The sequence below is a fragment of the Actinomadura syzygii genome (assembly GCF_008085905.1).
GTDB classification, from domain to species: domain Bacteria; phylum Actinomycetota; class Actinomycetes; order Streptosporangiales; family Streptosporangiaceae; genus Spirillospora; species Spirillospora syzygii.
In genome coordinates, this window is record NZ_VSFF01000007.1 from 110,991 (window position 1) to 125,226 (window position 14,236).

Below are 14,236 nucleotides of genomic sequence, written 5' to 3' on the forward strand. Positions count from 1 at the left end.
GGCGGGCTACCGGTAGCGGCGCCTGCCGATGACGAGCAGGAGGTCGCGGAGCGCGTCGGCGGCGCCCCGGACGTCGCCCGCGGGGACGCCCGCCATGACCTCCTCGTGCGCGTCGGCGGACGCGGCGAGCGCGCGCTCGGTGACCCGCAGCCCGACCGGGGTGAGCTGGACGAACCGGCTGCGCGCGTCCCCGGCGTTGGCCTCCCGCTCGACGTAGCCCGCCTTCTGCAGCCGCTGCAGGACGTTGCTCGTCCCGCCGGAGGTGAGGAACGCGGACCGGGTCAGCTCGCTCGGCCGCAGCCGGTACGGCTCGCCCTCCCGCCGCAGGACGGTCAGCACCTCGAACTCGGCGTAGGTGAGGCCGAGTTCGGCGAGGTCGGCGCGGAGGGCCTGCTGGAGGAGCATGGTGATCCGCCCGGCCCGCTTGCCGACCTCCAGCATCGCGATGAGCGGCTCGGAGAGCCCGTCCCGCCGCCAGGTCTCGGCGACCGCGTCGATGTCGTCCCGTGGTCCGCCGTCGTTTGCTCGCACCCGCCGAGAATACTCGCTCGCCCTATTGCTTTCTGAAAAGCTTGTTTCTAAGCTTTGCCGCATGACGACCTCAACGCTGCTCCGGAACGGGCTGGTGATCGACACCGACCCCGTCCCCACCGTGCTCGGACGCGCCGACGTGCTCGTCCGGGACGGCCTGATCGCCGCCGTCGGCCCCGGCCTCGACGCCCCGCCGGACGCCGACGTGATCGACGCGACCGGCCGCCTCGTCCTGCCGGGGTTCGTCGACACGCACCGGCACGCCTGGCAGGCGGGCGTCCGCGCGATCCTGCCGGACGCGACGCTGCCCGACTACCTGCGGCGGATCCTCGGCGAGCTGGCGCCCCGGTACCGTCCGGACGACGTGTTCGCCGGGACGCTCGCCGGCGCCCTGGAGTGCCTCGACTCGGGGATCACGACGCTGGTCGACTGGTCGAACATCCAGCTCGGACCCGGCCACACCGAGGCGAGCGTCGCGGCCCTGCGCGACTCGGGCATCCGTGCCGTGTTCGGCTACTGCTACGGCGGCGACGGGGACCTCGACGCGCTCGCCGCCGAGACCGCCCGCGTCCGCCGCGCCCACTTCGACGGCTCGGGCGGTTCCGGAGGGACGGTCTCCATGGCCATGGCCGCGCTCGGCCCCGAGATCGCGGGCGCGGAGCGGGCGCTGCGCGAATGGCGGCTGGCGCGCGACCTGGACCTGCCGATCACCGTGCACATGGGCGGCTTCGGGCCGGAGAGCGCCGCCCGCGGCCTGGCGTTCCTCGACGCCCACGGCCTCTGGGACCGTCCGGCGTCCCACGTCCACGCGAACCACTACACCGGCGACGAGTTCAAGCGCATCGCCGCCCACGGCGGGACGGTCGCCGCCACCCCCGCCGTCGAGGCCGTGCTGGACATCGGCCCGCCGCCCACCGGGCGGGCCCGCGACGCGGGCGTCCCCACCGGCCTCGGCGCCGACGTCGTCTCGTGCGGCCCCGGCGACATGTTCTCGATCATGCGGGCCGCCTACGTCCTGGAGCGGGGGCGTCCCGGCGGCGCGGGGCTCGGCCTGACCGCCGCCGACGTGCTGCGGATGGCCACGATCGAGGGCGCGGAGGCGATCGGGCTCGCGGGCGTCACCGGGTCCCTGACGCCGGGCAAGCAGGCGGACGTGCTCGTCCTGCGCACCGACACGCTGGGCCTCGCGGCGGCGCACGACCCGATCGCCGCCGTCGTCCTGTCGGCGGACGTCCGCAACGTGGACACCGTCCTCGTCGGCGGCCGGGTGGTGAAGCGCGGCGGGACACTGCCGGGGCAGGACGTCCCGGCCCTGCTCACCGCGCTGGCGGAGTCGGCCGGACGCCTGACCTCCGTCTGACGCCCGGTCGCCGTTCCGCGCCGCCGTTCCGCCGCCGGACGCGCGGCGGACGGATAATGCGAAGGGGAATGACGGACCGGCGTGGCATGCTGATCCGCGTGGAGCCCGACACCAAGGAGTCACAGACGACCACAGAGCCGGAGATCACCATTCGGGTGGCCGAGGAGCTGCTGATGTTCCTGCCCGCCGTCCGCCGCGCGCCGGTGAACCGCGTGGCCTGCGACGGCACGTCCACGCTGGGGCATCTCGTCGAGTCGCTCGGCGTCCCGCTGCCGGAGGCCGGTCCGATGACCGTCGGCGGCGAGCCCGCCGGGCCGTCCACCCGTCCAGGGCCGGGCGACGAGGTGCGGGTGGCGGCGGTGCCGCGGCCGCAGGCCGTCCCGCTGGAGCCGGGGCAGGTCGCGCCGCGCTTCCTGCTCGACGTCCACCTCGGCACGCTCGCCCGCCGGATGCGCCTGCTCGGCCTCGACACCGCCTACCACAACGACATGGACGACCCGGCGCTCGTCGTCCAGGCGAACGAGGAGCGCCGCGTCCTCCTCACCCAGGACCGCGGGCTGCTGCGCCGCCGGGCGCTGTGGTTCGGCGCGTACGTGCGCGGCTCCCGCCCGGACGACCAGCTCCGCGACCTGCTCGACCGGTTCGCCCCGGTCCAGCGCCCGTGGACGCGGTGCACGGCCTGCAACGGGGAGCTCGTCCCGGTCGCCAAGGAGGAGATCGAGAACGCCCTCCAGGCGGGCACGCGCCGCAGCTACGACGTCTACGGCCGCTGCTCCGACTGCGGCAAGATCTACTGGCGCGGCGCGCACGGCGACCACCTGGAGCGGATCGTCCGCGAGGCCCGCGCCTACGCCGCCGCGTCCGAACCCGCCGCTGGAACCGCGTCCGGAACCGCCGCCGGAACCGCGTCCGGGGCCGGACGGTGACCGCCGTGACCGTCGTCGTGGGCGCGGCGATCGTCTCCGGCGGGCGGCTGCTGACCGCGCAGCGGGCCGAGCCGCCGCACATGGCGGGCGGCTGGGAGCTGCCGGGCGGCAAGGTCGACCCGGGGGAGTCCGACGAGGACGCGCTGGTCCGCGAGTGCCACGAGGAGCTGGCGGTCAAGGTGCGGCTGGAGCGCCGGGTCGGCGGCGACTGGCGGCTCAGCGACCGCGCCCTCCTCCGGGTGTGGACGGCCCGCCTCGTCGAGGGCGAGCCGCGCGCCCTGGAGCACCTCGCGCTGCGCTGGCTGACGCCCGCCGAGCTGTACGAGGTCGACTGGCTGCCGGGCGACCGCCCGGTGATCGACGTCCTCGCCGCCGACGCCCCCGCCTACGGCATCGGCGTCGGTCTCGGAGAGTGACGGGGGCTTCCTGCCGCGCCGCAGGAAGCCCCCGACGTCTCATCCCTCGATGGCGCCGGTGTCCGCTCAGGAGATGCGGTTGGCGCCCGCGAAGTCGGACCGGTCGGACAGGTTGGAGATCTTCACCACATCGCCGGTCTGCGGCGCGTGCAGGAACTTGCCGTCGCCGAGGTAGATCCCCATGTGGTGCAGGTTGCCGCCGAAGTACACGAGGTCGCCGGAGCGCAGCTCGCTCCGCGAGACCTTCGTCCCCAGCGCGAACAGGTCACCGGTGTAGTGCGGCAGGCCCGGCTTGCCGACCTGGGCGTAGGCCCAGACGACGAGTCCGGAGCAGTCGAAGCCGGTCGGCCCGGCGGCGGCCCACACGTACGGCGAGCCGATCTTGGTGAGCGCCTTGCGGGCCATCTTCGCGGGCAGTCCCGAGCCCTTGATGGTCGCGCTCAGGCCGGTGTGCGGGTCGCGGACGTGCGTGGTGGTCAGCTTGTCGAGCCGCTTCATCACCTCGGCGACCTTGCCGCGGGCGGCGGCGCGGGCCTGCTTGGCGTCCGCCGCGGCCTTCCTGACCTGCGCGGTCTTGGCCTCCGCCGACCGCTGCGCGGACTCGGCCTGGTCGATCTGCTTCTGCAGCGCCTTCACTGCCGCGGCCTGGTTCTGCGCGAGGTAGGCCCGGTCGGACAGGCCGTCCGGGGACCCGCTCGAACCGAAGATCGCGTCGGGCGCGCCGGTCATGTAGTTCGCCGCGGCCAGCTGCCCGAGCCGTTCCCGCGCGGGCGCGGCGGCGGCGCGCAGCCGCGCGGCCTCGTCGGCGGCGGCGCGCTGCGCCTGCATCGCCTTGCCCAGGTCGACGCGGGTCTTGTTGTACTTCTCGGTGAGGATCTCGGCCTCTTCGTTCAGCGCGTCGAGGCTCTTGCGGAGGCCCTGCTCCGTCGTCGGCGTGGGGGTCGGCGCGGCGGCGGTGAGCGCGGCCACGGGCGCGGCGTGCGCGGCGACCGGCGCGGCGGCGCCGAGTCCGATGACGAGCAGTGCGGCGGTGGCGGCGGGCGTGATCCGCCGCCGATGCGGAGCCGGTGTCAAACCGGTGCTCTCCTCTCCTCGCGCGCCTACCGGGTTAGCTGACGGGTTCGGGCCAGGAGTCGCCCTACGGCGCGCCCTCGCGTGGCGCGTCGATTCACCCCGGGGGGTTGGGTCCCCGGTTCTCCCGGCGTCCGGGAGATTCGGCGCTCCGGCCGCAGTCCCGGGGGGTGGGGCTTCGGACGGCCGGATCTCGGGCAGATTACAAAGGATCGGCAAAGTTGGCGAATCGCCCAGCCGCCGCGAGCCGGTCGGGACGCCCGCGCGGACCGTACCCGGACGGCGGCCCGGCTCGTCCGCCGGGGCGGGCGGCGCGCGCGGGGAAGTAGAATAAGTGGCTGCCGCCGTTTGCGGTGAATCCCGAACTCTCACGCAAGGCGAACCCGCATGCCCATTTCCACGCGCGACGACCTCCGGAACGTCGCGATCGTCGCCCACGTCGACCACGGCAAGACGACGCTGGTCGACGCCATGCTCTGGCAGTCCGGCGCCTTCCGCGAGAACCAGGACGTCGACGACCGGGTGCTCGACTCCAACGACCTGGAGCGCGAGAAGGGGATCACGATCCTCGCGAAGAACACCGCGGTCCGGCACAACGGGCTGACCATCAACATCATCGACACGCCGGGCCACGCCGACTTCGGCGGCGAGGTGGAGCGCGGGCTGTCCATGGTGGACGGCGTCGTCCTGCTGGTGGACGCCAGCGAGGGCCCCCTCCCGCAGACCCGGTTCGTCCTGCGCAAGGCGCTCGAGGCGAAGCTCCCGGTGATCCTCGTCGTGAACAAGACCGACCGCCCGGACGCCCGCATCGACGAGGTCGTCGATGAGACGTACGAGCTGTTCATGGACCTCGACGCCGACGAGGAGCAGATCGACTTCCCGATCGTGTACGCCTCCGGCCGGGCCGGCCGCGCCTCGCTCGACAAGCCCGCCGACGGCGAGATGCCCGGCAGCCCCGACCTGGAACCGCTGTTCAAGGTCATCACCGGGACGATCCCGGCGCCGTCCTACGACCCGGACGCGCCGCTCCAGGCGCACGTCACGAACCTGGACGCGTCCAGCTACCTCGGCAGGATCGCGCTCTGCCGCGTGCACGCCGGGACGATCAAGAAGGGCCAGCAGGTCGCCTGGTTCCGGCACGACGGCAGCGTCGACCGCGTCAAGATCACCGAGCTGCTGATGACGGACGCGCTCACCCGCAAGCCCGCGGAGGCGGCGGGGCCGGGCGACATCATCGCGATCTCCGGCATCCCCGACATCATGATCGGCGACACCATCGCCGACCCGGACGACCCGCGCCCGCTCCCGCTGATCACCGTGGACGAGCCCGCGATCTCGATGACGATCGGCACCAACACCGGTCCGATGGCGGGACGCGAGAAGGGCACCAAGGTCACCGCCCGCATGGTCAAGGACCGGCTCGACCGGGAGCTCGTCGGCAACGTGTCGATCAAGGTGCTGCCGACCGAGCGTCCGGACGCCTGGGAGGTGCAGGGCCGCGGCGAGCTGGCGCTCGCGATCCTCGTCGAGAACATGCGCCGCGAGGGCTACGAGCTGACCGTCGGCAAGCCGCAGGTCGTCGCGAAGACGATCGACGGCAAGAAGCACGAGCCGGTCGAGCGGCTCACCGTCGACATCCCCGAGGAGCACCTCGGCGCCGTCACGCAGCTCCTCGCCGTCCGCAAGGGCCGCATGGAGCAGATGACGAACCACGGCACCGGCTGGATCCGGATGGAGTTCCTCGTCCCGGCGCGCGGCCTGATCGGGTTCCGCACCGAGTTCATGACCGAGACGCGCGGCACCGGCATGGCGCACCACGTGTTCGAGGGGTACGAGCCGTGGTTCGGCGAGCTGCGGACGCGGCCGTCCGGCTCGCTCGTCGCCGACCGCGCGGGCGCCGCCACCGGCTACGCGATCACCAACCTCCAGGACCGCGGCACGTTCTTCGTCGGGCCGACCACCGAGGTGTACGAGGGCATGATCGTCGGGGAGAACTCCCGGTCCGACGACATGGACGTCAACATCACCAAGGAGAAGAAGCTCACGAACATGCGGTCGTCCACGGGCGACGAGCTGGAGCGGCTCACGCCGCCGCGGCTCCTCTCCCTGGAGGAGGCCCTGGAGTTCTGCCGCGAGGACGAGTGCGTCGAGGTCACGCCGCGCGCCGTCCGCATCCGCAAGGTCGTGCTGGACGCCAAGGAGCGCGAGCGCATGCGCGCCCGCTCCAAGCGCGCCGGATGACCTGCTGAACGCGCCGAAAAGGGGCGGCCCGCGGATTACCGCGGGCCGCCCCTTTCGGCCTGCCGTGCTTCTAGTTGAGCTGGACGGTCCCGGTGACGTCGGCGGCCAGGCGGAGCTGGTCACCGTCGCGGAGCGGGGCCTCCACGCCGCGGGGGAGGCGCTCGCCGTTGACGAACGTGCCGTTGGTGGAGCCCTCGTCGCGGACCCACGCCGTCCCGGACGGGTCGAGCCACACCGTCGAGTGGCGCCGCGACACGTTGTCGTACTGCGTGAACGTGGACGCGACGGGGGACTGGCCCGCGTCCCGTCCGAGCACCAGGTGCTGGCCGACGGACACCTTCAGCTCGCCCGTCGGGAACTGCACCCGCAGGACGGGCGTGCCCTTCTGCGGCAGCGGACGCAGGCACGAGTCGCACTGCGCGGCGCCCGGGTTGGACAGCACCGCCTCGCAGTACGGGCACATGAACGCCGTGCTGTCGGGCTGGCGGGGCTGGTTGTGGTCGGCCGGGAGCAGGGTCGCCTCGCGGCCGTGCGGTGGCATCGGCGGCTGGCCGTGCTGCTGCTGCGGCGGCGGACCGAACTGGTGGTCGCCGGGCCCCGGCTGCGGCGCGCCGCCGCCGAACTGGTCCTGCGGCGGCGGGCCGTACTGGTCCTGCTGGGGTGCGCCGAACTGGTCCTGTTGAGGCGCGCCGAACTGATCCTGCTGGGGCGCGCCGAACTGGTCGTGCTGCGGCGCGCCGCCGCCGTACTGATCTTGGGGCGGCTGCCCGTAGTGCTGGTCGCGCGGCTGCTGGTACTGGTCCTGCTGCGGCGCTCCCCATGCGTCCTGCTGCGGCTGCTGTTGCTGTTGCTGCTGGGGCATGCCCCACGGGTCGCCGGGCGGCTGCTGCATCGGCTGCTGCCCGCCGGGCTGGCCGCCGTGCTGCTGCTGCGGCTGGCCGTACTGGGGCTGCTGCCCGTGCTGGGGTTGTCCGTGCTGGGGTTGTCCGTGCTGAGGCTGTCCGTGCTGGTCGGGAGCCTGCTGCTGGGGCGCGCCCTGCTGGGGCCTGGGCGGCTGGCCCCACGGGTCCTGCGGCTGCTGCGGCTGCTGCGGCTGGCCCCACGGGTCGGACGACTGCCCGGAACCGGGCTGGCTCTGCTGCGGTGCCTGGTGCTGGGGAGCCTGATGCTGTGGTGCCTGGCGCTGCGGCGCGCCCCACGGGTCCTGCTGCTGCGGCTGGCCGTACTGGGGTTGGCCGCCCTGCTGCTGCGGCCCGCCGTACTGCTGGCCGCCCTGCCCCTGCCCCTGCGGCGGCGGGTAGCCCCGCTGCGGGTCGTCGTACCCGCCCGGCGCCTGCCGCTGAGCCCCGCCGGCGCGCGCCAGGTTGGCCCCGCAGCTCATGCAGAGAAGATCGCCCGGCTGGAACGGCTCGTCACAGACAGGACAGTTCAAGGTCGCCATGACACATCCCCCGAGCGCACCCCGGCGCGGTCGAGCCTCGACGTGAGGTGCTCCATGTCACCCCTTCGCGGGATCCCGATGTAGTACACCCGCCTTCCCTCCGGCCCTTCGTCCACGGACACCTGTACTCGGGGCCCTGTAGCTTCTCCAGTCTTCCCGTCGTCGGCCAGTGCTCCGTACCGTTCCCGCCCCAGCGGGGAGAGCGGCACGACGCGCTGGTTGGCCGACCCCCTCCAGAGTAGAGAGCCTCCCGCGGAGTGTCGCCCCCCCGGGTTGAGCCGGTCGACGTACGGCCCCGCGATCACGGCGTCGCACATGTCCAGGATCTCGCGCGCCTCACGGGTGCGGGACAGCCGAGAGTACACATATCCGCTGTAGACCAATATGTCCAATGTCATCGTCTCACGGTCGGAGCCGTCCCGCCACGCGCGTATCCCGCGCAGCAACGCGGCAAGCGCCGCCGGCTGCTGGAACGGTTCGCCTCCGGAGATCGTGACACCGTCGACCGGTCCGGGAAGGGATTTCAGCCACCCGAGAACGGCCTCGACCGGGACGGCCTTCGCCTGGTCGGCGTCCCACGTGTCCCTGGAAAGGCAGCCGTTGCAGTGCAGCGTGCAGCCCTGCGTCCAGACGCCCGCGCGGGTGCCGGGGCCGAGTGTGGTCACCGGGTAGTGCGCCTTCGCCAGCAGCAGCGCCGCCCCCGCCGGATCGCGGTCGTCCGGCCCGCCTGGCCCGGCGGATCCGGCGCCGGAGGTCACTGGATGTCCAGATGGACGATGCTGCCCTCGCGCCGGATGCCGGTCACCGTGATCTCCTCGTCCGGCGTCAGTTCCCGGTCGAACAGCGCCCGCGCCAACGGGTTGACGAAGACCGACTCCAGCGCCATTCCGATGCCGCGTCCGCCCTTGTCCAGCTCCTCGGTGCACCAGGCGCGGAGCGTCGTCAGCGCCTCGCCCTTCACCACGAGGCGGAGCCGGTGCTCGTCGGTGACGCGACGGCAGATGTTCGCGAACTGGAGATCGAATATCTTCTGCGCGGCCTCGTCCGAGATGAAGTCGAACACGACGATGTTGTCGCCGAACCGGTTGAGCAGTTCGGGACGGTTCAGCACCTCGGTGAAATGGTCGGCGACGGCGCCCTTGATGCGCTGCTCGACCTCGTCGTAGGTCATCCCGGGTGTGATGTTCTGCACACGGTTCGGCGACGCGTGCGGAGCCTGCGGGAACGAGTCGCGCGTGGTGAGGTCGCGTCCCGGCACGTACATGCCGAGGTTGGACGTGAAGATCAGGATCGACTCGGAGAAGTGGACGGTGTTCCCGCGCCCGTCAGTGAGCCGCCCGTCCTCCAGGATCTGGAGGAACTTGTCGAGGATGCGCGGGTGCGCCTTCTCGATCTCGTCGAACAGGATGACGCGGAACGGGTCCTCGCGGACGGCGTTGGTCAGCTCGCCGCCCGCCTCGTGGCCCACGTATCCGGGCGGCGACCCGATCAGCCGGTCGCCGGAGCCCTCGCCGGAGAACTCGCTCATGTCGAAGCGCAGGTAGGCGGACTCGTCGCCGAACACCAGCTCGGTGATCGCCTTCGCCAGCTCCGTCTTGCCGGTGCCGGTCGGGCCCGCGAAGAACAGCACGCCGCGCGGGCGGCTGCCCGACCGCGTCGCCTGCGCCCCGGACAGCCCGAGCACCGCCCGCTTGAGGATGTCGAGCGTCTTCGTGACGGCCTGCGGCTGCCCGATCACCCGCTCCGGGACGCGCTTCTCGCCCTCCAGCACCCGGCGGCGCAGGTGGCCGCGGCTCCACGGGTTGTCGAGCACGCCGAGCTTGTAGGTGCGGACGGCGTCCGGCAGGTCGGGCAGGTCGACGCTGCGCTCCTTCGCGAGCCGGGTCACCTCGATCATCGACTGGAGGGTGAGGCCGTCGGCCTGCTCGGCGAACGCGTCGCAGGCCGCGGCGGCGGTCTCGTCCGCGCCGACGTCGGTCACCCCGAACGCGCGGGCGAGCAGCCGGGCCGTCTCCTGCCGGTCGCCGAGGTGCGGGCGCGGGATCGTGATCTCGCGGATGTTCTCGTTGTCGGTGGTCAGCCAGGGCGGCAGGTCGCCGGGCCGCTCCACCAGCCACACGACCGGGTTGTAGAGCGGCTTCGGCCGCGGGCCCGTCACCCGGACCGGGCGCGCGCTGCGCGACAGCTTCGCGCAGAACCGGAAGAAGTCGCGCTCGGCGGGCTCCAGGTCGGTCGGAGTCCGCGCGATCCGCGACGCCGAGTCGATCACGAACGCGGCGCGGACGTTCTCCTCCGGCCGCGTCAGCGCCGCCAGGTGGCGGGCGAGCGCCTCCAGGGACGGCTTGTCGTCCGTCTTGACCTTGCCGAGCAGCCGCTCGGCGGCGCGGACGCCCTCGTCGCCGACGTCGGGATCACCCGCGTCGGGGATGATCTGCAACCCGTCCACCGGGTCGTACACGACCATGAAGGACGCGCCGCTGGACCGCAGCGTCTCCCACAGCAGCGCCCGCAGCGGCAGCAGCCGGGCGGGCCCGACGCCGTCCAGCGGCGGCGCGAGGAAGCTGTCGTAAAGGTTGCCCGACAGCACGTACTGGGAGTGCACCGAGAGCGTCGCGTCCAGCTCGCGGATGAACGGCGGCCAGCCCTGCAAGCGGCCGCCGAGCGTCGGCGATTCAATGCTCATGCGTACTCCCCGTCATGCTCCCCGTCGTGCCTTCCGCCGCGCCCCCCGCGAGAGATCGCTCACTTGTGACGCTCCCGGCCGCGTTCGCGTTGCCCCGCACGGGCCCTAGTCTGCCGTGACCCCGCCGAGACCGGCAGCTCGCGGACCCCCGGGTCGAGCCGCCACGCCACCTCGGAGCTGATGCCGACGTCCCGCAGGCGGGCGCGGGCGGCCTCGAACTCGGCGCACCACTCCTCCTCGCGCTCGACGTCCACGCGCCGGTCGTCCTCGCTCTCGGCCGGACGCTCCCGCACCATCGACGCCCGCACGTGCGCGGCGTCGTCCACCCGCATCCGCACGCTGTGGTCGGGCCACGCGCCCTTGGTCAGCGTGACCGTGCCGTCGTCGGCGGTCAGCGTCTCGAACCCGGCCTGGACCTCGTAGCCCATGTCCTCGAACGCGGCGGTGATCGAGTCGAGCACGTACCGGCGCTCGGCCTCGGCCTGCTCGGCGGCGTCGCGCTCGGCGGCGAGGCGGCGCTCGTCCTCGCGGCGGCGCTCGGTGCGGCCGTTCGCGTCCTGGATCCGCAGCCGCACCTCCTGGAGGACGGCCTCCGCCTCCTCCGGCGTCCCCGCCCCGACGAGCAGCCGCGCCGCCGCCGCGACGGCCCGCCGCTCCTCCTCGGACGCGTCCGGGAGCAGCCGCCCCATGATCCGTTCGAGGTTCGACTGGACGGCGCCGTCGTCGCCGTCCGCGCGGCTCGCCTCCTGCTGCACGTCGGCGCGCAGCGCCTCGGCCGGGACGTCGAAGATCTCCGCGCTGACCTCGGCCGCGAGATGCTCCGACAGGCGGCGCTCGGCTTCGTCCAGCAGGGGGTCGGTGGCGGCGCACCAGGCGGTCAGCTCCGCGGCCGGACGCTCGTCCGGCATCAGGCGCTCGGGCAGCGGCACGTCCGCGCCGAGCTTGGCGCGGGTCTCGGCGAGCGCCGCGATGCGCGCGTTGCGCGCCACGACCTCGCGCAGCGCCCGCTCCTGCGACCGGACCTCGGCGAGCGCCGCCGCCCGCGCCTCGGCGCGTCCCTCGGCGAGCGCGGCGAGCGCGTCCGCGCCCCGGCCCGCCAGGCCCGCGCCGCGCCCGAGGACGCGGTTCATGCCCAGGGTGAGCACCACCGCCGCGTCCAGTACGATCTCGGCCTCGACACCGCTGCTCACAGCTTCCCTCCGCCGATCTCGTTCCCGCCCGGTCCCCTTGATTCGCGCCAGCGGTGCAGGCGCATGCCCGCCGTGACCGCGTGCGCGAACGCGGCGGCGGCCATCGCGAGCAGCCACAGCAGCGACCCGATCGGAGTCATCGCGCCGAGCAGCAGCAGGACGAGCAGCAGCGGCACGATCCCCGCGATCAGCAGGAGGCCGCAGCCGGGACGTCCGGTCCGGCGCGCCGCGCCCGACATCGACTGCGACGCCCGCGACACCCCGGACAGTACCCGTCCGCCCGCCGCGACGGCCTTCGCGAAGAACGACCACGGCCCGTGCGGGAGGTAGTCGGCGCCCTGCCTGCGTGCCAGCGCCACCTCGCTGCCGCACTGCACCGCCCACACGAGCAACGACGCCGCGACCAGGACGGCGAACGGCATCCCGGACTTGTTCGACGATCCGCCGACCGAGGTGGTCCCCGAGTCGTCGCCGCCGAAGAGGCCGTCCACGATCCAGCTTCCGAGCAGCCAGAACAGCAGGAGCGGGAGCGTCCAGAGGACGGCGCGGGTCATCGCGGAGCCGGTTCCGGCGAGCCGCAGCCGCTCGCGTTCGGCCCACTGGGCGCGGAGCTCCTCCTCCTGGCGCGCGGCGGCGAGCCGGTCGCGTGCCCGTGCCTCCGCCTCCAGGACGGCCTCCGGCGCCGCCAGCGACAGGGCGAGCAGCCGGAGCGGGTCGTCGCCCGCGCCGTCCGCCATCCAGCTGAACCACGGCGGCGGGTCGGCGACGGACGCGCGGGCCCGCGCCGCGCTCTCCGCCAGCCGCGCCTGCGTCTCGGCCGGACGGGCGGCGAGCGCCAGCAGGGTGAGCAGGACGACGGGCGGATCGTCGGTCGCGGCCTGCGGGAGGCGCGCGTCGAGCCCGGCGGGCGTCGCGTCCTGCGCCCGCAGCCAGCGGGCCAGCTCGGTCCAGGTCGTCGCGTGGGCGCGCCACTGGTCGTCGACGCGGGACAGCTCGCGTCCACCCTCGAACCCGGCGAGGATCCGCAGCAGGCCGCGCTCCCACAGGTCGCGTCCGATGCGGCAGGCGAGGCGGTGGTCGGGATGGCGGCGGTCGGCGGCGAGGACGGCCAGGTTCGGCAGGTCGTCGACCGCCGACCGGCGGCCCAGGTAGTGCGGCGGCAGCTCCGGGTCGAGCCAGCGGACGAGGTGCAGCAGCTTCACGTCGGGCGGCAGCGGCGACGCGAGCCGCTCGTCGAGCAGCTCGGCGCGGCCGTCGTCGCCGTGCTCGGCGGGCAGCCGCTCCAGCCATTCGCGCAGGCTCCGCCCGGCCGGGCCGGACTCGCCGCGCTCGAAGAAGTGCCGCGCGGCGTCGTCCCAGTCCGCGACGAGGGCGCGGGCCAGCTCGTCGCGGCGGGTGAACCGGGCGCCCTTGAAGACGAGGTCCGCGCCGGTCGGCGCGTCCTCCTCGGCGACGGCCGGGGCGCCGCCGTCCAGCCACGCCCTGACCTGCGCGCCCGTCCACCTGCGGCGCGGGTCGCGGGCCAGCAGGCCCCGGCACAGCAGCCGCAGCCGCGGGTCGCCGACGTCGTCCGCCGACACCGGGCGCGTCGCCAGATGGTCGACCACCACGGTCTCGCTCAGCCCCTGGAACGGCGGGCGGCCCGTCGCCAGCTCCCGGACGATCATCCCCAGCGACCACCAGTCACGGGCCGGGGACACCTGCCCGGACAGCGACTCCGGCGCCGCGTAGGCCAGCGTCCGCGACGACGACGCGAACACGACGCTCTGGTCGAGCACCTTGCTCAGCCCGAAGTCCGCGATGGCCAGCCGCACCGGCTCCGCCCGCAGGACGAGCACGTTCTCCGGCTTGAGGTCGCGGTGGACGATGCCCGCCCGGTGCAGCGCCGCCAGCCCCTCCGCGAGCTGCGCAGCGATCTCCGTCGCCGTCGCGACCGGGAGCGGACCCTCGCCCATCAGCGACCGCAGGTTGCCGTCGGGGGCGTAGGCGGCGACCTCGTAGTCGCGCCCGTCCGCGTGGCCGGTCTCCAGGATCCGCAGGACGTGCGGGGAGCCGAGGGTGGGGAGCTTCGCCCACACGTCCCGGTCCGCGCGGTACCCGCGGCGGAAGATCTTCGCGACGTACTCGTCGCCGTGCTCGTCGCGGACCAGCAGCAGGTCGGACTCGGCGCCCTGCACCGGCAGCTCCGCGACCGCCTCGAAGCGCTCGCCGAGCACCGCCGGGAGCCGCAGCAGCGAACCGCCGACGGGCGTCGCGCCCTCACGCCGCGTCTCGGTGGCCGGACGCGGTCCGGGCACCCGCTGGTCGCGGCGCGTCCCGTCGTCCCGCCGGGTGTCCCGGGGGGTTCCGGGGTCCGGTTCGTCGAACTCGCCCACGC

General features: G+C 73.8%; 12 protein-coding genes and 1 riboswitch. Of the genes, 5 read left to right on the forward strand and 7 right to left on the reverse strand.

The features are described from left to right. Nucleotides 1-6 precede the first annotated feature (6 nt). Nucleotides 7-531, reverse strand: coding sequence for a MarR family winged helix-turn-helix transcriptional regulator (locus FXF65_RS18410; RefSeq protein ID WP_187412374.1), 525 nt, complete (start codon nt 529-531; stop codon nt 7-9). 61 nt (nt 532-592) lie between these two features. Here FXF65_RS18410 and FXF65_RS18415 point away from each other — a divergent pair, with 61 nt between their 5' ends. From FXF65_RS18415 to FXF65_RS18425, 3 genes are all read left to right on the forward strand, one after another. Further along, nucleotides 593-1,891: an amidohydrolase family protein gene (locus tag FXF65_RS18415; RefSeq protein WP_148351208.1), complete on the forward strand. Its 1,299-nt coding sequence runs from the start codon at nt 593-595 to the stop codon at nt 1,889-1,891. A gap of 86 nt (nt 1,892-1,977) precedes the next feature. Then, entirely contained in the window at nt 1,978-2,817 is an 840-nt protein-coding gene (locus FXF65_RS18420) for a Mut7-C RNAse domain-containing protein (RefSeq protein ID WP_148351566.1), read from the forward strand. Nucleotides 2,818-2,822: 5 nt separating this feature from the next. Further along, nucleotides 2,823-3,233 (forward strand): (deoxy)nucleoside triphosphate pyrophosphohydrolase, encoded by a 411-nt coding sequence (locus FXF65_RS18425; RefSeq protein ID WP_246198906.1) that lies wholly within the window; start codon nt 2,823-2,825, stop codon nt 3,231-3,233. Nucleotides 3,234-3,299: 66 nt separating this feature from the next. On the opposite strand, the gene FXF65_RS18430 is transcribed toward FXF65_RS18425, so the two are convergent. Continuing rightward, complete coding sequence (locus tag FXF65_RS18430; RefSeq protein ID WP_148351209.1) at nt 3,300-4,307, reverse strand: C40 family peptidase; 1,008 nt, start codon at nt 4,305-4,307, stop codon at nt 3,300-3,302. 7 nt (nt 4,308-4,314) lie between these two features. Next, a riboswitch (cyclic di-AMP (ydaO/yuaA leader) is annotated at nt 4,315-4,463 on the reverse strand. 228 nt (nt 4,464-4,691) lie between these two features. Between FXF65_RS18430 and typA the strand changes: the two genes are divergently transcribed. Further along, complete coding sequence (gene typA, locus FXF65_RS18435; RefSeq protein WP_148351210.1) at nt 4,692-6,545, forward strand: translational GTPase TypA; 1,854 nt, start codon at nt 4,692-4,694, stop codon at nt 6,543-6,545. A gap of 70 nt (nt 6,546-6,615) precedes the next feature. On the opposite strand, the gene FXF65_RS18440 is transcribed toward typA, so the two are convergent. Beyond that, complete coding sequence (locus FXF65_RS18440) at nt 6,616-7,086, reverse strand: FHA domain-containing protein (RefSeq protein WP_148351211.1); 471 nt, start codon at nt 7,084-7,086, stop codon at nt 6,616-6,618. On the opposite strand from FXF65_RS18440, the gene FXF65_RS18445 reads away from it, so the two are divergent. Further along, nucleotides 7,075-8,070 carry a hypothetical protein gene (locus FXF65_RS18445; RefSeq protein ID WP_148351212.1) on the forward strand — a complete coding sequence of 332 codons (996 nt, stop codon included), beginning with the start codon at nt 7,075-7,077 and terminating at the stop codon, nt 8,068-8,070. The two genes, FXF65_RS18440 and FXF65_RS18445, sit on opposite strands and share 12 nt — an antisense overlap. Here FXF65_RS18445 and FXF65_RS18450 read toward each other — a convergent pair. From FXF65_RS18450 to FXF65_RS18465, 4 genes are read right to left on the reverse strand one after another with little or no spacing between them, the layout of a single operon-like run. Next, nucleotides 7,974-8,744: a 4Fe-4S single cluster domain-containing protein gene (locus tag FXF65_RS18450; protein WP_246198910.1), complete on the reverse strand. Its 771-nt coding sequence runs from the start codon at nt 8,742-8,744 to the stop codon at nt 7,974-7,976. The two genes, FXF65_RS18445 and FXF65_RS18450, sit on opposite strands and share 97 nt — an antisense overlap. Beyond that, nucleotides 8,741-10,669 (reverse strand): AAA family ATPase, encoded by a 1,929-nt coding sequence (locus tag FXF65_RS18455; RefSeq protein WP_148351213.1) that lies wholly within the window; start codon nt 10,667-10,669, stop codon nt 8,741-8,743. Before FXF65_RS18455 ends, FXF65_RS18450 begins: the two co-directional genes overlap by 4 nt. Nucleotides 10,670-10,728: 59 nt before the next feature. Then, a complete protein-coding gene (locus tag FXF65_RS18460; RefSeq protein ID WP_148351214.1) occupies nt 10,729-11,859 on the reverse strand; it encodes a response regulator receiver protein in 1,131 nt (376 codons plus the stop codon). Beyond that, entirely contained in the window at nt 11,856-14,234 is a 2,379-nt protein-coding gene (locus FXF65_RS18465; RefSeq protein ID WP_148351215.1) for a protein kinase domain-containing protein, read from the reverse strand. Before FXF65_RS18465 ends, FXF65_RS18460 begins: the two co-directional genes overlap by 4 nt. Nucleotides 14,235-14,236 lie beyond the last annotated feature (2 nt).

Bases quoted from the DNA above. Each gene is read 5' to 3' on its own strand.
- FXF65_RS18415 (WP_148351208.1), top strand. From the start codon at position 593: ATGACGACCTCAACGCTGCTCCGGAACGGGCTGGTGATCGACACCGAC.
- FXF65_RS18420 (WP_148351566.1), top strand. From the start codon at position 1,978: ATGCTGATCCGCGTGGAGCCCGACACCAAGGAGTCACAGACGACCACA.
- typA (WP_148351210.1), top strand. From the start codon at position 4,692: ATGCCCATTTCCACGCGCGACGACCTCCGGAACGTCGCGATCGTCGCC.
- FXF65_RS18440 (WP_148351211.1), bottom strand. From the start codon at position 7,086: ATGCCACCGCACGGCCGCGAGGCGACCCTGCTCCCGGCCGACCACAAC.
- FXF65_RS18455 (WP_148351213.1), bottom strand. From the start codon at position 10,669: ATGAGCATTGAATCGCCGACGCTCGGCGGCCGCTTGCAGGGCTGGCCG.